The following is a 21,065-nucleotide window of genomic DNA, read 5'->3' as shown; positions in this document are numbered from 1 at the left end:
GTGGTAGAGGAATAAAAAATACTGGAAAAAATGTAGCAAACCCCTTTCTCTATAAAGCTTTGAGGGATTTGATGCCAGCACTACATACCCATTCATTCTAAAGAGCTGTTTCTGAAATGACAACCTGAAGGAGGATTTGATCTTAGAACTCTAAAAATTTGGCGATCGCCATCACTCTAAAACTTTTTGTCACTAATTTTTAATTTACTATTGCCTTTCTTGAAAACCGATGCTAGATTGTATAACTGTGTTGAGCAACACAAAAGGGTCGTTAGCTCAGCGGTAGAGCACTCGGCTTTTAACCGATTGGTCCAGAGTTCGAATCTCTGACGACCCATTTTTTTGAGAGTCCTGCAAGATCAAACATCTTGGCAGGATTTTTGAGTTTTTAGACGACTTTTTTCGCGACGTGGGCAAACGAGTATGATGGCGTTGTCAGAATTTTGCAATATTTAAATTATTTTTATGGCTTGGCAACGTCCGGATAATCGCACCTTTGATCAACTACGCCCTTTCAAGTTTGAGGTGGATTTCACAAAATTTGCCAAGGCTTCTGTGTTGACATCCTGTGGCGATACCAAGGTTTTATGTACGATTTCAGTCGAAGATCGCGTGCCACCTTTTCTGAAAGATAGTGGGCAAGGTTGGCTGACGGCAGAATATCGCATGATGCCGGGTGCAACGCCAGAACGTCAGCGGCGGGAATTTATGAAACTGTCCGGGCGTACCCAAGAAATTCAGAGGTTAATTGGTCGGAGTCTGCGGGCGGCAGTGGATCTCGAAGCCCTTGGGGAAAGAACGATTACGGTCGATGCGGATGTGATGCAGGCTGATGGTGGTACACGCACAACTTCCATTACAGGTGGTTTTGTCGGGGTGGCGATCGCCCTCAATCGTCTAGTGAAAGAAGGTATTCTCGAAAAATCACCCATTATTGCTCCCGTTGCTGCCATTTCAGTCGGTCTCATCGAAGGAGAAGCCTTTCTTGATTTGAACTATCCCGAAGATTTTGCCGCTGATGTCGATTGCAATGTGGTGATGATTGACGGAAAAAATCTCATCGAAGTGCAAGGTACTGCGGAGGCTGGCAGCTACACGCGCGCCGAACTCAATCAAATTCTTGATGTGGCGGAAACAGGAATTCAAGAACTCACCGAACTGCAACAACAAGCGATTCAAAGTGCCAATTAAATAAGCCGACATTGACTGCAGCTATTGATTTATCTAAATGAGTTTAAAAACCGTTATCGATGAGCTGAAAAGACGGCACAATATCTCTGGTCGTAGAAATATTACGGTCGCTGTTTGTGTAATCGGTTCTCATACATCTGTCATATATGCAGTAAGCGGAAGAAATAACAGCTATGGTGGTTTGCCATTGCCACAGCAACAAAATCGTCAGTTCACACTGATAAATCCGCCGCCGGGACATGATCGTGACGCTGATTCAGAATACAAAGTACTGGAATACATTGCGTCGATGTACAGCAACTCCCATAACATTAGCGGTACAATTCGCTTACACACAGAACGTGCACCATGCCTTTCCTGTCAGGATGTCATTGTTCAATTCAAGAGGCGTTTTCCTAACATAATTTTGAAAGTTAGTCATAGTTATTCGTAGGATTGAGAAAATCATGAGTATCGTTACTAATCATCCTCTGGACTTTTTAAAAAATAACCTCAAGGACAATAAACCCTGTTCTCTAAATGAAGTAAGAGAACTTGAAAAGGCATTGGATATTTCTCTTCCCCAAGTCTATATCGACTTATTGTTAATCCTAGGTCACGGGGCACGAGACTTTTGGAAAGGCGAAGACTGCTTTTTTAAGCATTTACCTTCACTTCAAGTATGGGCTGCGGAGTTATTAGATGAAGATAAGTCCCTAGTAAAGCTGCCTTCTGATGCTTTCGTATTCTTTATGCACCAAGGTTATCAATTCAGCTTTTTTAAAACTTCTGAAGGTCAAGACCCACCAATTTATCATTATTCTGAAGGGCAAAATAATAAGATCTTTGTCCAAATTCACGACTGCTTTAGTGATTTTTTAGAGGCAGAAATTAACTTATTTAGTGAATACAACTAAACTATAAATATTCACCATATCCTGATTACCTTTTTACTCTAAATATCTGGTGTCTCTACGGTAAGATGTGAGCCTGGAAATCTAATCGGAGACCACCGCCATGCTCGCAAAACGAATTTTACCTTGTTTAGACGTTAATGCCGGACGAGTTGTGAAAGGAGTAAATTTCGTTGATCTCAAAGACGCAGGCGATCCCGTCGAATTGGCGAAAGTCTATAACAACGCAGGCGCAGACGAACTCGTTTTTCTCGACATTACCGCCACCCACGAAGACCGCGACACCATCATCGATGTGGTCTACCAAACCGCCGAACAAGTTTTTATTCCCCTGACCGTGGGCGGTGGCATCAGCACAAAATCCCAGATCAAACAATTACTACGAGCCGGAGCCGATAAAGTCAGCGTCAATTCCTCAGCCGTTCGTAACCCTGATTTCATTAACGAAGCCGCCGATCACTTTGGTGCTCAATGTATTGTGGTGGCGATCGATGCCCGTCGTCGCGTTGATCCAGAAAATCCCGGTTGGGATGTTTATGTGCGTGGTGGCCGGGAAAATACAGGCATCGACGCATTAACTTGGGCAAAAGAAATGGCGAAAAGGGGCGCGGGTGAATTGCTGGTAACCAGTATGGATGCCGATGGCACACAAGCCGGATATGACCTGACCTTAACGAAGGCGATCGCCGCAGCCGTAGAAATTCCCGTGATCGCTTCCGGGGGCGCAGGCAATACCCACCACATTTACGAAGCCCTCACCGAAGGCAAAGCCGAAGCTGCCCTCCTCGCCTCCCTGTTGCATTATGGTCAATTAACCGTTGCCGAGATTAAAACTTATCTCCAACAACACAAAGTTCCCGTGCGTCCCACTTGAAATTACGAAGACTTCCTTAAAAAAGTTAACGAAAAGATATTTATGCGATAAGCAGAACTTGACAAAAATCTTTCAAGACCCTTTTTCGACTAGTATTGTCACCCACTTGCCTCTAATCCCCATCAATAGGGACATCGAGAAAAATACCCAAATCTTAAGATACCCTGAATGTTCTCCCTAGTGGCATAGAGAGATGTACTAGAATAGATATCAGTTAACAAAAATTAAAATATGCTGGTTCCAATTCTCATATTTAATGTTGCTCTGGTAGCGTGGTCGCTTCACCTTATGCAACAAGCATTTGACCAACAGGAGTTTTCTCTAATGTTGGCAGGAACCCTTGTGGCATCATCAGCAGCAGGAATGATGGTTGTTTATTTTCTGATGAATAATTGCCTAAGCACCCTTCTACTAACTTGATCTTTTCCGGGGAAGAGTCGGCTCAAGATTTTCTCGCAATAAAAAAATGCCGGCCTTTGAGACCTAGCTGTCGCTACTGTTGAAATTTTTAGGACAAAGGGCAAGTGAAGTGAAGAGAATGCGGAAATAAATAACGAAACGCGACAATATTGGCATTGTTACCACCAAATTTGGGAGCTAATGAGCTCAAGCAACCTCTCCGTCACGTGTCATTACTGCTGGGCTTTGCTTAACCTGAAGTCAAATTACCCTAGAGCACTTTGGGCAGAGCCATAGAGAGATGGGGCATTTCGTGAAACACCCCACCGACTATCTTTTTCTCGGAACTGATTACGAATGTATTAATTACGAACTTCGATATTTGAGATATTAAGGGCTTCGACTAATTTGCGGACTGCTGCCACCATCGCTAAAGGATCATTGAGCTTATTAATCGCTGAACCAACACCAATGCCTTGAGCACCAGCGGCGATCGCCATAGGAGCCGTCACATCAGACAAACCAGACGCACACATTACAGGCACATCAACCGCACGGGCGATCGCGTGAGCCGCCGCAAGAGTCGGCGCAGCCTTTTCAATCAAGCCCAGAGTTCCCGCACTGATGGGATGGCTCGCCTTACCACCTTCCGTTTGAATAATATCCGCGCCAGCTTCAACTAGAGCCTCAGCGAGGACAACCTGCTCATCAAGCGCCAAAATGTGAGGCACAGTCACCGACAACGTAATCTTCGGCAATAGCGCACGGGTTGCTTGAGTGAGTGCCAAAACCTCTGGAGCCTCAAAACGACGACCCTCTTCATAGAACGCATCAAAATTACCAATCTCAACGAGATCTGCACCAGCCTCTACCGCTGCGGCCAAAACTTCAGCATCCACCGCCGACACACAAACAGGCAAAGAAATAGCTGCTTTAACGAGGCGAATCAACTCTGCATCTGCCGCGATATCGACGAATGTAGCACCGCCCATTTCCGCCGCCCGTGCGACAGCGAGCACATTTTCCTTGTCTAAATTCTTAAGACCACTAATAACCTTTAATGCCCGACCTTGAGCAAAAGCGTCTTTTAGCATGACATCCATAAAATCAAACATGTACTTAATATTTTCAGTTCCCTATAGTGTATCCTCCAATGTTCCGAGCACCGTTACTAACGGCATGATTTCAGTAAAATTAACGCCAGACCCATGCCACCAAAAATTATTGTTACCAAAAGCACATGACTAACGCTGAACTTCCCCCTGAGCAATGTGATGCCAACCTTGTGGCCTGTATTAAAAGTTTAGGAATTCCGCAGATTGACCGCCATATCTTTATCTGCGCCGATCAAACTAAGCCGAAATGTTGTGATAAAGCCGCAAGCATCGAAGCGTGGAATTACTTAAAAACACGTCTAAAAGAATTAAAATTAGACCGTGTATCGACGGAATCACCCCACATTTTCCGGACAAAAGCAAACTGTCTCAGAGTTTGTAACCAAGGGCCAATTCTTGTTGTTTACCCCGATGGCATTTGGTACCGGCAGGCTACACCAGAGGTTATTGAGCGCATTATCCAAGAACATCTCCTCGGCGATCGCCCAGTGACAGAATATGTCATTGCTGAACATCCCTTACCCCAACCGTAAAACTTTACACAATCAACCCATAAACTTTGACACATTTTCATGTGGTGAAAGGGGTTTGGTTGCTAAGATTTGACTAACATTGCAGAACCTTTCAAAGTATGAGCGACTCCCTCAACCCCCAAACCACAAAATTACTTCTCATTGATGATGATCCGAACCTGATTCTTTTGGTGCAAGATTATCTCGAATTCCGGGGGTATCAAATTATGACCGCCAATAACGGTGCGGAAGGTTTGAAAGCCCTCGAAGCAGACGTTCCAGACTTGATCATCTGTGATGTGATGATGCCAGAAATGGATGGTTACTCATTTATTCAAGAAGTGCGTAAAGATCCTAAAACAAGTTGGATTCCGGTTATTTTTCTCTCTGCGAAAAGCCAAATTCAAGACCGCATTCAGGGTTTAAACCAAGGTGCTGACGTTTACCTTGTGAAGCCTTTCGAGCCAGAAGAGCTGGTTGCTCAAGTTGAATCATCCCTGAGCCAAGCAAAGCGGATGTTAAATTATTCCGGGAGCGGCAACAAGTCTTCGATGATTCAGGTACCGAGTAATGTGGAGCTGACACCGACAGAGACTAAGGTTGTCAGTTTTGTCTCCCAGGGACTATCCAACCGAGAAATCTCTGAAAAGCTCAATGTTAGTCAGCGCACCATTGAAAGTCATGTTTCGAACATGCTGAATAAAACTAATTTAAATAACCGCACAGAGCTAGCAAGATGGGCGATGGATAATGGTTTAGTCTAAATACTTGACAACATCTGGTTGGGGTTTGCTATACTCAATTTCGGTTAAAAAACCAATGCCCACGTAGCTCAGTTGGTAGAGCAGCTGATTTGTAATCAGCCGGTCGCAGGTTCAAGTCCTGTTGTGGGCTTTTTAAATACCTGAATTTAGTAGGTTAAAAAACGTTATTCCTTTAGGGGAGATGGCAGATGACGGCAGAAATTATTTGTGTCGGCTCGGAAATTTTGCTGGGCGATATTGTCAATAGTAATAGTCAGTTTTTAGCGCGGGAATTGGCAAACCTTGGTATTCCACATTTTTTTCAATCTGTTGTTGGCGATAATATTCAGCGCATTCACTCTTTGCTTGATATTGCGATCGCCCGCCAATCTAAAATTCTTATTTTTACGGGTGGGTTAGGGCCAACGCCTGATGATCTGACGACTGAGGCGATCGCCACTTATTTTGGGGCGGAGCTGGTTGAACAGCCAGACATTATTCAAGATATCGCCGAGAAGTTTGCGAAGCGGGGACGCACAATGGTGGCGAGTAATCGCAAACAGGCCTTAATTCCCCAAGGCGCTGCTGTACTACCGAATCCTATTGGCACAGCCCCCGGCATGATCTGGCAGCCAAAGGAAGATTTAACAATTTTCACTTTTCCCGGTGTCCCCTATGAGATGCACCGAATGTGGCAGGAAACAGCCGTTCCTTTTCTGCGGAGGCAAGGGTGGGGACAGGCAATCATTTACAGTGAAACGATGCGCTTTCGAGGTATTGGCGAATCAACCTTGGCGAGTCAGGTTAATCATTTATTTGCCCAAAAAAATCCGACCGTCGCCCCCTATGCCTCGAAAGGAGAAGTGAAATTGCGGGTATCGGCACAGGCAGACTCCATTGCCGCAGCTCAACAGCTGATCAAACCCGTTGTCAACGAGGTTAAGGCGATCGCCGGATTAGATTATTTCGGTTCCGATGATGAGACTCTCGCCAGTATAGTTGGCAAACTTCTGGGCGATCGCCAACAAACCCTAAGCGTGGCAGAATCCTGCACAGCCGGAGGGCTAGGGAGCATGATTACCAGCGCCTCCGGAAGCTCACGCTACTTTATCGGCGGTGTCATCGCCTATCAAAACCGAATTAAGCAAGATGTACTTGGGGTGAATCCTCAAGATCTAGCCTCCGTCGGTGCAGTCAGCGAAACCATCGCCGCACAAATGGCATTGGGAGTAAAAAAATATTTGCAAACAGATTGGGCGATCGCCGTGAGCGGTATTGCGGGCCCAAAAAGTGACGATACAACAAAACCCGTGGGTATGGTCTGCATTGCCTGGGCAGATCCAAATCATCAAACAACCAGTAAAACCTTCTATTACGGCGAAAATCGCGCCCGGGATTTAATTCGGTTGCTCAGCACCTGCGATGCCCTCGACGGCCTACGACGTCAACTCCTCACCGCCTAGTGTTGCGAGTTACGAAGAGAAGTAACCCTACGCAACATCACGAAACAAAACGCAAAGTAAAGGGCGGTTATCCTCAACCGAGTCTGCCCCGACCCAAAAAAGTTGTGCTATTCTTAATATATCTATAAAGACAACGTGTTCTAGATTGTTTGATTTGTGATTAGATAAGCTCAGAGCACATAGAAATTACAGGAGTTTTCTTTTAGATGGGTTATATCGAAAAAGTGCTAGAAAAACTCAAAGAGTGGGCTGGTAAAGTGATTGAGACTCTTCTTGGTCCCACACCAGAACCTGAGCCTGAGCTTATCCCAATTCCTGTAAATGACCGTCGCCGTCGTTACTAGGATTTTTGTGTTAGGCGATTTTAATAGGTTTTTTTTGATTTGAGTTGGAGAATAAGTGACGCAGTTTAAAGTACTGGCAATTCACGGTCCAAACTTGAATATGTTGGGGGTCAGGGAGCCTGAAATTTATGGGTCTCTGACCCTCTCTCAGATCAATAGTCGGTTGGCGGCAGAAGCTAAAGGTCTTGACGTGATTTTAGAAACTTTCCAGTCAAATCATGAAGGGGCACTAGTGGATCGGATTCAAGCTGCTTTTGGTAACATTGACGGCCTGTTGATTAACCCGGCAGCCTATACTCACACGAGTGTTGCTTTACGAGATGCCATTAGTGGTGTGGGTATTCCAACGGTAGAAGTACACCTTAGCAATATTCACAAGCGTGAGGCCTTTCGACATTATTCTTACATTGCTCCCATTGCAATTGGTCAGATTTCTGGCTTTGGGCAAGAGAGTTATATTTTAGGATTAAAAGCATTAGTTACCCATTTACAGGAAAAAGTCGCGAAAGAGGTTAAGTCATGACAGGGCTCCAGCGCCGCACAATAGTTTGTTTGTTAACCGCCATCTTTTGTGGTGGCTTGGCGATCGCCCTCAGCCATATCTTTCCGACCCCTGTAGCCGAATCTGTGGATTTTCATCCTTTGTTTAGCATTGCGGAAATGCAACTAATCGGCTTTACGATTTTTGTACAAGGGGAAACATTAGACTTTGAGCGTCAAGGGACGCTTGATTCTAGTTGGCGTATGGTTACGCCTCAAACAGCCCCTGTGAGCCGCGTCAAGATTCAGCACCTCATTAGCCTGCTCACGAGTCATCGTCCGAGTAAATCTTTTATGGTTGCCTCTGAAAATCTTGTGGACTATGGTTTGGACGCTCCTTTCGCTTCTGTGATTTTAAAGTTCAATGATGGCTCGGTACACCGTTTAGCTTTTGGTCATAATAACTATGACCAATCCAAGGTCTATGCCCGGGTCGATGGAACTTTGGAAGTGCGGGTTTTGTCCTCGACGTTTCTTGAGGCCGTTAATCGTGAGTTGTATGAGTGGCTAGAGACTGAGGCGATCGCCGAGATTGTCATCTAAGTCGTGATCTTTTCAAGACGATTCGACATCTCACAATCAGTATTGTATGTTTAACATTTTTGCAGCTAGTACAGTTACATGGTCAAAATCGCAGTCGTTGATTACGACATGGGCAACCTCCATTCCGCTTGTAAGGGACTAGAGAACGCTGGGGCAACCCCTGTTGTTACGGATCAAGTCGATATTTTGTTGGCGGCCGATGCTGTTTTATTACCTGGTGTGGGCGCGTTTGATCCGGCGATGCAACATATTCGCGATCGCCATCTAGAGGAACCGATTCAGAAAGCCATTGAAAGCGGTAAACCATTTTTAGGCATTTGTTTAGGGTTACAAATTTTATTTGAAGCCTCCGAAGAAGGGCAAGAAAAGGGCTTAGGCATTATTCCCGGTATGGTAAAACGTTTTCAACCGGAAGCGGGCATCACCATTCCCCACATGGGCTGGAACCAGCTAGAGATTGCCCAGAAGGATTTGCCGTTGTGGCAAGATTTAGCGGCAGATCCCTACGTTTATTTTGTGCATTCTTTTTATGTTCAGCCTAGTGATAAAACAGTGGATGCTGCGACAGTGACCCACGGTTCCCAGACAGTCACGGCGGCGATCGCCAAAGATAACCTCATGGCCATGCAGTTTCACCCCGAAAAATCCTCTGATATCGGCTTAAAGATGTTGGCGAACTTCGTTAACTGGGTCAAACAAAGCGCCTAAAATAGCCACTAAACCTGCCTAAATTTAGGGATGAAAAACTTAGAGGGGAAAAACGCGCCCCCATATCCAAGACTAATCTCCCAAGACTCATACCTTTTACCTTTAATTTTTCTTTGCTATGGCCCAGATCAAACTCATGCACGCCAAATTGCATCATCTACGGGTTACAGAGGCAAAGCTGGAATATGTCGGTAGCATTACAATTGATCGAACGTTAATCGAACAGGTGGGAATTTTGCCCTTGGAGGAAGTTCACATCTGGAATCTTGAAAATGGCAACCGTCTTTCCACCTATGTTTTACCCGGAGAAGCTAATAGTGGCGTTGTGTGTCTTAATGGCGCTGCTGCCCATCTTTGTCATCCCGGCGATCGCCTCATTGTTGCCGCCTATGAAACAAAAGAGCGTAGCGAAGTTTTAGAAAAAGGCCATTGCGCCAAAGTGATTATCGCTGACGAACAAAATCATTGTGACAAGTTCTTTGAACAACATTTAGAAAGTAACGGTGAAATGGGCATAAATCTTGCCATAACCGATATTGAGTCCATAGAGCCGACAACATCTTTACCGTCACTGTCCGCTGTTTAAGGACAATCGCTTTTGGGGTAAATACACAAAATCATTGCAAATTCGACTGGATCCCAAGATCTGATTAGATAATGTAGACGGACTTATTCGCGATCGCCTTTTTTGTAGTTGTATGATCCTGCTTCTCATTCGAGTTTTACTATGGCTCGTGGTTGGCTACCTCATTTACTGGCTGTTCCTAAAATTCATCCCGAAAAGTCTGTTTGCGGCTTTTGGTGGTGCGGTGCTACTCACCATTATGGTGTTGTCATTTTATGAGCCGTCCCAAAATATCCCAGAGTCAGTTTGGCAATTTTTCATTTTGCCATTTAAGCCTCTCGGTATTGCCCTTTGTTTATTACTTGTGGCCCTAGTCAATATTTTAAAAACCTCTAAGGACAAATTTCTCAAGATTATCTTGTCTTCGTCTTTTTTATTATTACTTCTCTTGAGTACACCAGTCTTTAGTCAACAGCTTGTGCAGCTCTACGAAAATGGCAGTGCCGCTGCGGCGAAAAGAAATCAAAATATTCAAGTTCCTGTCATCGTTTTGTTAGGGCAAGAAACAACTCGTGTTAATTTACCCGGTGGGACACAGATTCAACTCACCGATCGCGGCGATCGCCTACTATACACAGCACAGCTATACCAAGAGCAAGCCCGCAATAATCCCCTCGTCATTATCAGCGCAGGTGTCAGGCAAAATTTTGACGGTAGCGAAAAACTACGCTTCGAAGCCCAAGACATCGAGACCTTTCTTGAACAACGAGGTGTACCAGAAACCGCGATTGTCCGAGATGAAAAGAGTCCCAATATCCGTAGCAGCGCCAAAAGAGTACTGAAGCTTCTAGAAGAACGACAGCTCCAAAACCAGCAAATTATGTTGGTCACCTCTGCTATTAATATGGCGCGGAGCTATTTAACCTTTAAAAGGCTCGGCTTAAACGTCATTGCGAAACCCACAGATTTTTATAGTTTTGCCCAGGATAATGATCAATTAAAACCCCAATTTCGGGGAACAGATTTAATTCCTTCCATTAGCTCCTTAACGGCAACAACAAGGGTAATCGAAGATTTATTTGGCACAATTTACTATTTTTTGCGGGGCTGGATGAGCCTAGATTTTGGCTTTTACATAGGCTAATTTCGTGACCAACTCTGAAAAACAGAGAATTTCGCGGTAGGATAAAAGCTGTTTTAGAAAAGTGCTTTTTATATTAGAAAACTATGTTAAGACGGATTTTGTCTCGCCTCGTGGCACTTGTTTTAGTTGTGACTGTTAGTTTTGCTGGTCTTGCTGGTTGTAGCGGCGAAACTCCTACGGGCATAACGGGCAAGTATGTCGATGACACGTTACTCGTTGTCGAGAACTTGACTGCGGCGATCGAGCTTCCTGCTGATGCGCCTAACCGCAGCGAGGTTCAGGCAGAAGCCCGCCAACAAATGAATGAGTACATGTCTCGTTATCGTCGGGATAGCAAGGTTTCTGGTTTGCGCTCTTTTACAACTATGCAAACGGCTCTAAATGCTTTGGCTGGTTATTACAGTTCCTTTGGTAATCGTCCTTTGCCGAATAAGCTTAAAGCTCGCCTCACAAAAGAGTTTGATAGTGTAAATATTTCTGTAAAACGCGGTATTTAGGCGATCGCCCCAAGCTTGCCTCAAAGATTTTAAGATTAAGTATTTTTATAATCTAAAAAAACCTTTCAGTGACGACTGGAGGGTTTTTTATTGGCCAAAAGAAACGATAAATCTGCGCCGATTACGGATTAGGCAAGACAAAAAATACAAGTAAAATTCAGAAAATTTGGTTTATAAAATAAAAAGCATGATTTATTTAGATTCGGCGATCGCCACCGAAGCATCCCAAGCCATGGCATGGGGGTGGGTGAAGGGCATTACCACGAACCCGACTCTCCTCGCCAAAAGCGATACCGAACCAGCCGCCACCCTAAAGACCCTAGCAAATATTACCGACGGTGAATTGTATTATCAGCTCGTTGGCCAAACCCTCGATGACATGATTCGCGAAGCCCACAAAGCCAAAGATTTAGTTGGGGAACAGCTAGTACTGAAAATTCCTGCCACAGCCACAGGCTTTGCGGCACTCCCAAAACTATCATCCGAAATCACCTGTTCTGTCACGGCCATTTATCATCCGACCCAAGCCCTGATCGCCGCAGAAGGTGGAGCAAAATATGCGATCGCCTACGTCAACCGTGCCACCAGATTCCAAGGCGATGGCTGCGAGTTAGTCAGTTCAATGAAAACCATTTTGCAAGGCAGTGAAACCACCATTTTAGCCGCGAGCCTCAAATCCCCCGCGGAAATTAATGCAGCCATGGTTGCTGGCGCAGACCATATCACCGTGCCCTTTGGACTACTTCAGACAATGACGACCCACAGCTTATCAGAACAAACAGTCAAAGATTTCACCGCCATAGGTCAGGGATTAATATGAGCAGTTCTGAGAGAGTCTTGACTATACTAGAGTAAGTATTTACAAAACTTTACTTGTCTCGACATTAATGAGTGTTTTAAAAAAGCTAAGCAATATCGAATTATTCGGACAACGCGTCACCCCAGAGTTGTTTGCGATTTTGACGGTGTACTTTGTGCAGGGCATTTTGAATTTATCTCGCCTTGCCGTTAGCTTTTTCCTCAAAGACGACCTGAACTTAACGCCAGCGAAAGTTGCTGCTTTAACGGGATTGGCCGCTTTTCCCTGGGTAATTAAACCATTATTTGGCTTTTTATCCGACGGTTTTCCTCTGTTTGGGTATCGACGCAGATCCTACCTCGTCATTTCAGGGTTATTAGGTTGCTTTGCTTGGTTTGCCATGGCAACCTTTGTCGAGACGGCATGGCTCGCGGCGGCAATGATTATTTTAAGTTCGTTGTCGGTGGCCATTAGTGATGTCATTGTGGACTCGGTCGTTGTTGAGCGGGCGCGGCAAGAATCTTTAGATCGCGTTGGTTCGTTACAGTCTTTGACTTGGGCGGTGTCTGCTGTTGGTAGTTTGATTACGGCCTATCTCAGTGGTTGGCTGCTAGAGCAATTTAGTACTCGCGTTGTATTTGGGATTACGGCCTGTTTTCCGCTACTGGTTTCGGCGATCGCCCTGTTGATCATTGAACAACCGCGACCTTCCACCTCCATTCAAGCCACCACAGCTAATATTGGCGGCCAAATTAAAATTTTGTGGCACACAATGCGCCAAAAGGCAATTTTATTGCCCACAGCCTTTGTCTTTTTGTGGCAAGCAACACCCAGCGCCGATTCTGCCTTTTTCTTCTTTGCCACCAATGAGCTTGAGTTTAATCCCGAATTTTTAGGACGTGTCCGTCTAGTCACAAGCATTGCCGCCCTGATGGGTATCGGTATTTATCAAAAATATTTAAAGCAGGTTTCCTTCCGCAATATCTTGGGGTGGAGTACTGTTATTTCCTGCGTACTCGGCTTTACCACCCTGATTTTGGTGACCCATGCAAACCGCGCCATTGGCATTGACGACCGTTGGTTTAGTCTCGGCGATAATTTAGTGCTAACCATGACCGGACAAATTGCCTTTATGCCCGTGCTTGTTTTGTCCGCGCGGCTTTGTCCAGAGGGCGTTGAAGCGACGATGTTTGCGCTGTTGATGTCCATCTGGAATTTGGCGGGTTTACTCTCCCACGAGTTGGGTGGTTTGCTAACAGCATGGCTCGGCGTTACTGAGACAAATTTTGAACACATGTGGCTTTTGGTGACGATCACAAATTTGACGACATTGTTACCGTTAATTTTCGTTAAATGGCTACCTTCGGGAGATCCCCAGGCCGATCTACCCCAATATTCTCCACCAGCGGAACTCTACGAACATCACAATAATGTCACTGGTACTGAGTCACCTTTTTTGCCTACCGTTGAACCCAATTTAATTGGTAGCCGCTCAAAAAATTCGTAAATTTCATTATGGTCAGGTGATTCTTTTCTAGCCAAGAAATTTCGGCGATCGCCCCACAGCATTCAGAAAATCAGTTTCATATTTTTACCTTAAACAAGGACACATTTACTGATGGACTCAACTCTTTTTTTGAAACCAATAGCACCATAGGCCTTGCCCTCAAGGCTTTACAGCAATTGCTTCTCAATTTTAAAATTAACTTACTGGCCGTTAACATCCTGCCTTTCGAAAAAAATTTCAATTGATCTTTATCGATTGAGACAAGTTTAAGATCGCCAAAATAACTGGTAAAAATACGCAATTTAGTACAAACTTTCGTCAGTTCATATGTTTTTAACAAATTTCGTGGCATCATTGATCTAGTACCGATGTTCTGAGCGACATTGTAGGGCGATCGCCACACTAGAAAATTATGGAAAAACTAACCAAAGCCCAAAAAGAATTACACGATTGGCTAGTGGAATATATCCGCGAACACCAGCATTCCCCCTCAATTCGTCAGATGATGGCAGCAATGAAGCTAAAATCCCCCGCACCAATCCAGAGTCGCCTCGAACGATTACGGAAGAAAAAATATATTGACTGGATCGATGGCCAAGCTCGTACCCTAAAGATTTTGTATCCACCTCAAAACGAAGGTGTTCAGATCCTCGGTAGTATTGCCGCCGGTGGTTTAGTCGAACCCTTTACCGACGACCAAACCGATAAATTAATGCTAGCCGGATTAGATAATGCCAACTGCTATGCCTTGCGGGTGACAGGAGACAGCATGATCGAAGATTTCATTACCGAAGGAGATTTTGCAATTATGGAAAAAGTCATCGAGCCAGAACGAGTTAAAAATGGCTCCATTGTTGCCGCGCGTGTAGAGGGCTACGGCACAACCCTAAAGCATTTCCATCGCGAACATGACTATATTCTATTAAAACCAGCCAACTCCAACTATCAACCAATTAAGACCAATCCGACAGATGTACAAATACAAGGCGTATTGATTGGTGTGTGGCGAAGCTACAACTAATAAAATGTCACAAAAAATATTTTGTCTAACCCAATAGCAAACAAAAAAACCGAAAAGAATAGCATCTAAACGGATTTTTGCAATTTAAAACTCAAAAATACCCTAAGCTTCATCGCGACTGAAAGTTAGCTGAGCAGGCGGAAAGCATTGATTAAGTTTGACCTGTACAATTTTTGCTTGCTCCGCTTCTAAATCCTTGCGATAGCCTGCGATATTGTCATTTGCTTCCTGCTGGCTGTGGAAAGGGCCAAAATAATAGATGCAATAGGGTTTGGTCGTTGTAATCTTGAGCCACCAATTACGATTGTAGGGTTGATTGAAATAGTAAAAAACAAAACTTAAGGCAATAGCATAAACGGAAAAAACGATTAAACCAGTCATTGGACTTTCCTCACAACACAAAGTGTTTGATTACATGGTGGCGTTAACGCCACCATGTAATTGTATTACTTTTACCTGTATAAATCTTAAGTTTTTCTTATGAGTCCTCCATTACCGTAATGATTATGGTTTGTGATGCATCACCTCGGAGCAATTCCTTATGTATTTGTAGGTCACTTAATCCTAGCGAAGTTTTTTCTAGGGCTGACACAGCAGTTGAGGAAATTCACAAAACCGTACTATCGTATAAGCTAGATAAACCTATCCCATACTTCAGAACTAATTGCGATGACTGCTGAGAATACAGCTTCCGACAAGGCATTAGAGTTGATGAAAAACTTTGCCGAAAAGTACGCAAAACGTACTGACACTTATTTTTGTGTTGACCCTTCTGTTACTGCAGTGGTAATTGAAGGTTTAGCGAAGCATAAAGAGGAGCTGGGTGCTCCCCTTTGTCCTTGTCGCCACTATGAAGATAAAGAGGCAGAAGTGAAAAACGCATTTTGGAATTGTCCTTGTGTTCCCATGCGTGAGCGTAATGATTGTCACTGCATGCTTTTTATTACGGAAGATAATGATTTTGCTGGGGAACAGCAGGATATCGAGCTTGATTATATTAAAGAAGTTACAAATAAGATGAAGGGCTAGGAACGGTGGAAGTTCCCGCGTCTTTTTTTGATGGTGTACGGCAGCTCAATGAACAGGAGTTTTATTGCTGCCATGACACTTTTGAGGCTCTATGGTTTGAGGCTATGGAGCCTGAAAAATCTTTGTACCAAGGTATTTTGCAAGTTGCGGTGGGTTGCTATCATCTCGGCAATCACAATTTGCGTGGTGCAACGATTTTAGTGGGGGAAGGTTTGCGGCGACTGCGCAAGAGCGGGGAGGAGGTTTATGCTGGGTTTGATATTGTTGATTTTATTGAGAAGAGCGATCGCCTGTTGTCTCAGCTCCAGTACCTCGATCCTGATGATATTGAAACTTTTGCGACGGATATAGCCCATCGATCTGCGTTTCCGAAGCTGAAAGAAATAGTGACAGATTAAAGCTGGTTGAGTATATGGGTGGCGATGCGCTGGGCTGCACCGGGTTGACCCATGCGTTGTTTTCCGTTGGCGGCAATGTTTTGCAGGATGTCGGGTTTTTGGAATAGGGCTTTGAGTTTGGGGGCGATCGCCTCTGGTTTTTTTAGCAAAATTACGGAATGACCTAATAAACGCGTTTGGGCTTCGGCGAAGGCTGGGGTGAATTGGGGGCCATCACCGACAATGGTAAAGGCGGGTTTTCCTAAACCGACAAATTGTTCTGTTGCTGTGCCTGCCATGGCGATCGCCAGATCGGCGCGGTGGAGATTTTTGGCGTAGTTGTTTTGAGAAATAATGAGATGAGCTTTTCCTTGGGTAAAGCTTTGAATATTTGGATCGTCCAATGGCAGATCGTCGGGAATTTGTGGGTTTGGCTGCCACTGAAATTGTTGTAGGGCTTCGCAAAATTCGGCGGTATCAAGGCTGGGGGCGATCGCCGCAATCAAGTTTACGGTTTTGTACTGTTCAAGGAGGGATTGCACAGCGACAAGGATTTTTTGCCAATTGCCCAAGGCTTCCGGCAAGCGCGAACCGGGTAATAAAACCGCTGTTAAAGTGCGTTCTTCTTCGTCTAGCTCTAATTCTGGCGGCTCCAAACCATCCATCATCGGGTTACCGAGATTCACTGCTGCAATGCCGTATTTTTGCAAAATATCTGTGGTGAGGCGATCGCGTGGATAGACAGCTAAACATTTTTTTCTACTTAGCAGCCACCGTTCCCACGGGAGATAAACAGAACCGAACCATTTTTCTAAGCCCGATGTTTTCGATAGCCATTGTCCGTCGCTGTCCCGCAAATAATACTCTGATTTAGCCGTACCAATAAACGCGTAATTAGTGCCACTCAGTAGGGAAAAAATGAGCGGTACAATGTCGCCCACCGCTAAAATCAATGATTGTTCATCAGTTTGTTTTGCCCATTTTTTGACAGCTTTGTATTGTTGCCAAGTGAGTTTAATCAAACCGCCTTTTATATCCCGCGCCAGCTGACGATTATCCATGTAAACAAAGCCGCCGGAGGGCATTTGCTGGGTGCGCCCAATGATGGGAATGTCGAGTTTTTGGTAGGCGTGACCTGTGCCGACGATAGGTAAAGCGGCAAGGCTAATATCTGGATTTTGGTCTTGAATTTCTTCTAAAACTTGTACGGCGATCGCATCTTCTCCGTGACCATTGCTTAAACACAAAATCCGCATCTTTGATCTTTCCCCAGTCGCTTGCCCTTGATTTAAGCATCAAATAGAAAAGTCTGGGTACGCTCATACAATTCCGGTAGGCGATCGCCCAAACTGTGGTCACTATCGAGGGCAATTAATTCGACCCAAGCCTTCCCCGCTGCGTATGCTTCACTCACCCGAAGGGGAACAGTTTCATCGTTAGTGCCATGCAAAATTAGCGTCGGAATTTGATTGGTGAAATGATAATCACAGAAGGTTTCTGCATCCTGAAAAAACTCATAATGTAGGGGGATTTCTTCTTTGTAGCTGTAATGGTAAATCGGTAAAGTGCCCTCACTTTGCCAGCGCTCTAAAACATCTTTACCGAGGCGATCGCGCCAGTTTTTTGTGAATTGAAAGGCTGGAGCTAACAGCACAATTTTTTTGACAAGGTTAGGATATTCCTCCGCCAAAACTGCTGCCGTCAAGCCACCCAAACTCGACCCGATAATGTAGCTTGGCTCTGTCAGTAGCTTTCTCACTTGGTCGATCTGGCGACTAACGGTGAGTTCTCCAAAGTTAGGTTTGTTTAAGTCGGGTAGGACTAAATTCGGCGATCGCCCTAAAAAATACTGCGCTTTGCGGGATTGGGGGCTAGAGGCAAAACCGTGGAGATAGATAGTTTGGGTCATTTCCCTAAAATTTAGTTCCCTAAAATTTGATCATCGGTGGAAAAATCAATGTCCGTTTTATCCCGTCCAGAGACAAGATAATCATTTTCAAAGGACTCTTTAAGACCAGAAATTAAATCGTATTTCGGTGCCCAATCAAGATCATTTAACGCCTTGCTGATATCGGCCATGAAATGTTGAGAGCGCACGGGGAAGGCTTTGCGTTTGCCGAAACTAAATTCTGCTGGATCGTAATAAACGAGTTCTACATTATCAGGATTTTTGCCTGCCGCCTCGGCACAAGCTTGCGCTAAGCCTGTAAATGTGACAAAGCGATCGCCGGAAATATTATAAATTTGTCCAATTGCTTTTTCGTTGCCTAGCACCGCTGCCATTGCTGCCGCTAAATCATAGCAGTGCCCAAACTGTGTAATAAATTGACCATTGCCGGGGATGGGAATTGGGCGATCGCGCACAATGCGATCAAAGAACCAAGCCTCAAGATCATTGTAATTTTTGGAGCCATAAATATAAGTGGGTCGAATGGATGTCCAAGGCAAATCGCTAGCGGCTAGATAGGCTTCCGTTTCGTGTTTGCCCTTGTGGCGACTGTTGGGGTCAACGGCATCACCTTCCTTATGAGGCGGTTGGGAAGTGGGCAGATACACGCCTGCCGAACTAACGTAAACAAAATGTTTAACTTTGCCCGCAAAAATTTCTGCGAGGGGCTGTGTATGGGCTAATTCGCGACCATTATTGTCAAAAACAGCGTCAAAAGATTCGTCTGAGAGTTTTTCTTTGAGCTGGGCTGGGTCTTTGCGATCGCCCTGAATTTGCTGCACACCTTCAGGAGCCGGGTGATTGCCCCGATTAAACAAAACAACCTCATGACCTGCTTTTACCAAAAGTTCGGTGAGGTAGATCCCGATAAAACGAGTGCCACCGATGATCAAAATTCGCATTGTCTTTACCCGAAAACAGCTTTGAAATATCAGTTTACAGGGGCGGCGATCGCCTTTTCAGAAAAATTTTGCTGCAGAAAACCGTCTCCCAATCCATCCCAAGCAATGAACTGTTACATTAGAGGCGTTCAATTTTTTCACCAACAATTTTTTGTTTTGGCATTATGACTGAAACCACGCCCATCACTGATTCGGCAACCGAGCAAACTGCAACGGAACAAGTGGCAACAGAACCGAAACCCACCTATATCAAACTCGCAATGCGGAATATGGTGCGTAAGGGCGGCAAAGCTATCTATCATTTCACGCTGACAACAATAGGTGTACTAGGCTTTTTCGTGTTGGTGGCATGGCTAACTCACTAAGTGATGGATAGGGATATTTTTGTTGAGACGACCTTCGCTGAACAGTTACCGGAGTTGGCGATCGCCCCTTGGCAGGTGTGGTTAGACTCTTGGCTTCAGGACTTAGACGAAACCTTACCGAAAGCTATCGGTTATGAGCTGACCCTCAGATTTACCGATGATGGGGAAATTCACAAACTTAATGCCCAATATCGTCAAAAAGATCAACCCACTGATGTGCTTTCCTTTGCGGCGTTAGAAGACCATCTCGGAATGCCTTTACCAGCATCTGAACCGCTTTATCTCGGTGATATTATCGTTTCGGTAGAGACGGCAAAAAAACAGGCGATCGCCCGCGACCATAGCTTACAGATAGAACTCGGTTGGCTAGTAAGCCACGGTTTACTACACCTTCTTGGCTGGGATCATCCCGACGATGCCAGTCTCGAAAAAATGCTAGATCGTCAAGCATTACTCTTGCGAAAAGTTCAACTTATTCCATAATGGGGTGGATTTACCTAGGGGTGAGATGACGCCAGAAAAACAAACATTGCCAAAAAGCACAGAACGGCGATCGCTGGCTTGGAAAGTGGCACCGGATTTATTTGCGAGTTTTCGTTATGCATGGCAAGGCATCGTCTATGCGACTAGAACCCAACGGAACTTTCGGATTCACCTCGGTATTGCCATTTTTGTCTGGGCAATGTGTTTTTTCTTGTCCTTAAGTTTTCTTGAAACAGCTGTATTAACCGCAATGGTTGCCCTTGTACTCGTCCTCGAACTGATTAATACTGCCCTCGAATCCGTTGTCGATCTGACCGTGCAACAGACCTACCATGAGCTAGCGAAAATTGCGAAGGACTGTGCCGCTGCTGCCGTACTCGTCGGGGCGATCGCCTCATTAGCCGTTGCCGTATTGATCTCATTTCCCCATTTCCGTACCATGCTTACGTCCTAAACCGTTGCCATCAGGAGATTAACCCCCTTGATTATCGTGATCGATAACTACGACAGCTTTACCTACAACCTCGTGCAATACCTCGGTGAACTTGGTAAAGAATTACCCGTCGCCAGCGAGATAGAAGTCTATCGCAATGACAAAATTACCCTCGACGAGATCCGCACCAAAAATGCCGATGGTATCGTGATTTCACCAGGCCCCGGCCGCCCTGACGATGCCGGTGTTTCCCTAGATATCATCCGTGAACTCGGTCAGGAACTTCCCATCCTCGGTGTCTGTCTAGGGCATCAGAGTATTGGTCAAATTTTTGGGGGGAATATTATCGGCGCACCTGTACTGATGCATGGCAAAGTTTCCCAAATTCACCACACCAACCAAGGTGTTTTTGAAGGCTTAGAAAATCCTTTTCCTGCGACCCGCTATCATAGCCTCGTCATTGAAAAAGAAACTTGCCCTGATTGCCTTGAGGTTACTGCGCAGGTAGAAGATGGCACCATTATGGGTGTACGCCACCGTGATTATCCCCACATACAAGGGGTACAATTTCACCCGGAAAGCATTTTGACCACGGCTGGCAAGTCCTTATTACGCAATTTTCTGGTCGCCATTAAACCTGTCCCCGAACTTGCTCACTAAGTTTGCCCAC

Annotated in this window: 29 protein-coding genes and 2 tRNA genes; 26 read left to right on the top strand and 5 right to left on the bottom strand. The window is 45.0% G+C overall.

Annotated elements, in window-relative coordinates:
• The first annotated feature begins 265 nt into the window (after positions 1-265).
• From NIES208_RS08630 to NIES208_RS19655, 6 genes are all read left to right on the top strand, one after another.
• Positions 266-337 (top strand) — tRNA-Lys (locus tag NIES208_RS08630).
• A gap of 128 nt (positions 338-465) precedes the next feature.
• Positions 466-1,191, top strand: coding sequence for a ribonuclease PH (rph, locus tag NIES208_RS08625; protein WP_075891760.1), 726 nt, complete (start codon positions 466-468; stop codon positions 1,189-1,191).
• Between the two features lie 37 nt (positions 1,192-1,228).
• Positions 1,229-1,624 carry a deaminase domain-containing protein gene (locus NIES208_RS19910; protein ID WP_075891758.1) on the top strand — a complete coding sequence of 132 codons (396 nt, stop codon included), beginning with the start codon at positions 1,229-1,231 and terminating at the stop codon, positions 1,622-1,624.
• A gap of 13 nt (positions 1,625-1,637) precedes the next feature.
• Entirely contained in the window at positions 1,638-2,087 is a 450-nt protein-coding gene (locus NIES208_RS08615) for an SMI1/KNR4 family protein (protein WP_075891756.1), read from the top strand.
• A gap of 100 nt (positions 2,088-2,187) precedes the next feature.
• Positions 2,188-2,958, top strand: coding sequence for an imidazole glycerol phosphate synthase subunit HisF (gene hisF / locus NIES208_RS08610; protein WP_075891754.1), 771 nt, complete (start codon positions 2,188-2,190; stop codon positions 2,956-2,958).
• Positions 2,959-3,189: 231 nt separating this feature from the next.
• Positions 3,190-3,378 carry a hypothetical protein gene (locus tag NIES208_RS19655; protein WP_075891752.1) on the top strand — a complete coding sequence of 63 codons (189 nt, stop codon included), beginning with the start codon at positions 3,190-3,192 and terminating at the stop codon, positions 3,376-3,378.
• A 341-nt stretch (positions 3,379-3,719) separates the two neighbouring features.
• Here the strand turns inward: NIES208_RS19655 and NIES208_RS08600 are convergent, their stop codons facing one another.
• Entirely contained in the window at positions 3,720-4,472 is a 753-nt protein-coding gene (locus tag NIES208_RS08600; protein WP_315861628.1) for a DUF561 domain-containing protein, read from the bottom strand.
• Between the two features lie 125 nt (positions 4,473-4,597).
• On the opposite strand from NIES208_RS08600, the gene NIES208_RS08595 reads away from it, so the two are divergent.
• The 14 genes from NIES208_RS08595 (at position 4,598) to lexA (ending at position 14,858) form a co-directional block, all read left to right on the top strand.
• Positions 4,598-5,005, top strand: coding sequence for a (2Fe-2S) ferredoxin domain-containing protein (locus NIES208_RS08595; protein WP_075891750.1), 408 nt, complete (start codon positions 4,598-4,600; stop codon positions 5,003-5,005).
• Between the two features lie 98 nt (positions 5,006-5,103).
• A complete protein-coding gene (locus tag NIES208_RS08590) occupies positions 5,104-5,748 on the top strand; it encodes a response regulator transcription factor (protein ID WP_075891748.1) in 645 nt (214 codons plus the stop codon).
• A 57-nt stretch (positions 5,749-5,805) separates the two neighbouring features.
• Positions 5,806-5,878: transfer RNA gene (locus tag NIES208_RS08585), tRNA-Thr, on the top strand.
• A 58-nt stretch (positions 5,879-5,936) separates the two neighbouring features.
• On the top strand, positions 5,937-7,190 hold the full coding sequence (locus tag NIES208_RS08580) for a competence/damage-inducible protein A (protein WP_075891746.1): 1,254 nt from the start codon (positions 5,937-5,939) through the stop codon (positions 7,188-7,190).
• 206 nt (positions 7,191-7,396) lie between these two features.
• Entirely contained in the window at positions 7,397-7,534 is a 138-nt protein-coding gene (locus NIES208_RS18930; RefSeq protein ID WP_171971743.1) for a hypothetical protein, read from the top strand.
• A 55-nt stretch (positions 7,535-7,589) separates the two neighbouring features.
• Positions 7,590-8,057 (top strand): type II 3-dehydroquinate dehydratase, encoded by a 468-nt coding sequence (gene aroQ, locus NIES208_RS08575; RefSeq protein WP_075891744.1) that lies wholly within the window; start codon positions 7,590-7,592, stop codon positions 8,055-8,057.
• Entirely contained in the window at positions 8,054-8,617 is a 564-nt protein-coding gene (locus tag NIES208_RS08570; RefSeq protein ID WP_075891742.1) for a DUF4340 domain-containing protein, read from the top strand. The genes aroQ and NIES208_RS08570 overlap by 4 nt, the downstream gene beginning before the upstream one ends.
• A 78-nt stretch (positions 8,618-8,695) precedes the next feature.
• Complete coding sequence (gene hisH / locus NIES208_RS08565) at positions 8,696-9,325, top strand: imidazole glycerol phosphate synthase subunit HisH (RefSeq protein ID WP_075891740.1); 630 nt, start codon at positions 8,696-8,698, stop codon at positions 9,323-9,325.
• A 118-nt stretch (positions 9,326-9,443) separates the two neighbouring features.
• Positions 9,444-9,911 (top strand): aspartate 1-decarboxylase, encoded by a 468-nt coding sequence (panD, locus tag NIES208_RS08560; RefSeq protein ID WP_075891738.1) that lies wholly within the window; start codon positions 9,444-9,446, stop codon positions 9,909-9,911.
• A 112-nt stretch (positions 9,912-10,023) separates the two neighbouring features.
• The gene (locus NIES208_RS08555; RefSeq protein ID WP_075891736.1) at positions 10,024-11,034 is read left to right on the top strand and encodes a YdcF family protein; all 1,011 of its coding nucleotides are present in this window, start codon (positions 10,024-10,026) and stop codon (positions 11,032-11,034) included.
• Between the two features lie 83 nt (positions 11,035-11,117).
• On the top strand, positions 11,118-11,531 hold the full coding sequence (psb27, locus tag NIES208_RS08550) for a photosystem II protein Psb27 (protein ID WP_075891734.1): 414 nt from the start codon (positions 11,118-11,120) through the stop codon (positions 11,529-11,531).
• 187 nt (positions 11,532-11,718) lie between these two features.
• Positions 11,719-12,351 (top strand): transaldolase family protein, encoded by a 633-nt coding sequence (locus tag NIES208_RS08545; protein ID WP_075891732.1) that lies wholly within the window; start codon positions 11,719-11,721, stop codon positions 12,349-12,351.
• Between the two features lie 67 nt (positions 12,352-12,418).
• Entirely contained in the window at positions 12,419-13,837 is a 1,419-nt protein-coding gene (locus NIES208_RS08540; protein WP_075891730.1) for a folate/biopterin family MFS transporter, read from the top strand.
• A 412-nt stretch (positions 13,838-14,249) separates the two neighbouring features.
• On the top strand, positions 14,250-14,858 hold the full coding sequence (gene lexA / locus NIES208_RS08535; protein WP_075891728.1) for a transcriptional repressor LexA: 609 nt from the start codon (positions 14,250-14,252) through the stop codon (positions 14,856-14,858).
• Positions 14,859-14,960: 102 nt separating this feature from the next.
• Here lexA and NIES208_RS08530 read toward each other — a convergent pair whose 3' ends face one another.
• Positions 14,961-15,239, bottom strand: a complete 279-nt coding sequence (locus tag NIES208_RS08530; protein WP_075891727.1) for a DUF1816 domain-containing protein — start codon at positions 15,237-15,239, stop codon at positions 14,961-14,963.
• A gap of 288 nt (positions 15,240-15,527) precedes the next feature.
• Between NIES208_RS08530 and NIES208_RS08525 the strand changes: the two genes are divergently transcribed.
• Both NIES208_RS08525 and NIES208_RS08520 read left to right on the top strand, forming a co-directional pair.
• Positions 15,528-15,887, top strand: a complete 360-nt coding sequence (locus NIES208_RS08525; RefSeq protein WP_075891725.1) for a ferredoxin-thioredoxin reductase catalytic domain-containing protein — start codon at positions 15,528-15,530, stop codon at positions 15,885-15,887.
• Between the two features lie 5 nt (positions 15,888-15,892).
• Positions 15,893-16,285 carry a DUF309 domain-containing protein gene (locus NIES208_RS08520; protein ID WP_075891723.1) on the top strand — a complete coding sequence of 131 codons (393 nt, stop codon included), beginning with the start codon at positions 15,893-15,895 and terminating at the stop codon, positions 16,283-16,285.
• Here the strand turns inward: NIES208_RS08520 and NIES208_RS08515 are convergent.
• Genes NIES208_RS08515 through NIES208_RS08505 form a run of 3 tightly spaced genes read right to left on the bottom strand, consistent with a single transcriptional unit; the run spans position 16,282 to position 19,114 of the window.
• On the bottom strand, positions 16,282-17,520 hold the full coding sequence (locus NIES208_RS08515; protein WP_075891721.1) for a lipid-A-disaccharide synthase-related protein: 1,239 nt from the start codon (positions 17,518-17,520) through the stop codon (positions 16,282-16,284). The genes NIES208_RS08520 and NIES208_RS08515 overlap by 4 nt on opposite strands.
• Before the next feature lie 32 nt (positions 17,521-17,552).
• Positions 17,553-18,173: a YqiA/YcfP family alpha/beta fold hydrolase gene (locus NIES208_RS08510; RefSeq protein ID WP_075891719.1), complete on the bottom strand. Its 621-nt coding sequence runs from the start codon at positions 18,171-18,173 to the stop codon at positions 17,553-17,555.
• An 11-nt stretch (positions 18,174-18,184) separates the two neighbouring features.
• Positions 18,185-19,114, bottom strand: a complete 930-nt coding sequence (locus NIES208_RS08505; protein WP_075891717.1) for an NAD-dependent epimerase/dehydratase family protein — start codon at positions 19,112-19,114, stop codon at positions 18,185-18,187.
• Positions 19,115-19,278: 164 nt separating this feature from the next.
• On the opposite strand from NIES208_RS08505, the gene NIES208_RS18575 reads away from it, so the two are divergent.
• From NIES208_RS18575 to NIES208_RS08490, 4 genes are read left to right on the top strand one after another with little or no spacing between them, the layout of a single operon-like run.
• Positions 19,279-19,479 carry a DUF3285 domain-containing protein gene (locus NIES208_RS18575; protein ID WP_139325019.1) on the top strand — a complete coding sequence of 67 codons (201 nt, stop codon included), beginning with the start codon at positions 19,279-19,281 and terminating at the stop codon, positions 19,477-19,479.
• 3 nt (positions 19,480-19,482) lie between these two features.
• Positions 19,483-19,962 carry an rRNA maturation RNase YbeY gene (gene ybeY / locus NIES208_RS08500; protein WP_139325018.1) on the top strand — a complete coding sequence of 160 codons (480 nt, stop codon included), beginning with the start codon at positions 19,483-19,485 and terminating at the stop codon, positions 19,960-19,962.
• A gap of 25 nt (positions 19,963-19,987) precedes the next feature.
• Positions 19,988-20,416 (top strand): diacylglycerol kinase family protein, encoded by a 429-nt coding sequence (locus NIES208_RS08495; protein ID WP_075891715.1) that lies wholly within the window; start codon positions 19,988-19,990, stop codon positions 20,414-20,416.
• Positions 20,417-20,443: 27 nt separating this feature from the next.
• Positions 20,444-21,055, top strand: coding sequence for an anthranilate synthase component II (locus NIES208_RS08490; RefSeq protein WP_075891714.1), 612 nt, complete (start codon positions 20,444-20,446; stop codon positions 21,053-21,055).
• Positions 21,056-21,065 lie beyond the last annotated feature (10 nt).

Source organism: [Limnothrix rosea] IAM M-220 (assembly GCF_001904615.1).
In the GTDB taxonomy this organism is placed as follows: domain Bacteria; phylum Cyanobacteriota; class Cyanobacteriia; order Cyanobacteriales; family MRBY01; genus MRBY01.
The sequence above is the reverse complement of the archived record's forward strand: the minus strand, read 5'-3'. Positions and strand labels throughout refer to the sequence as shown.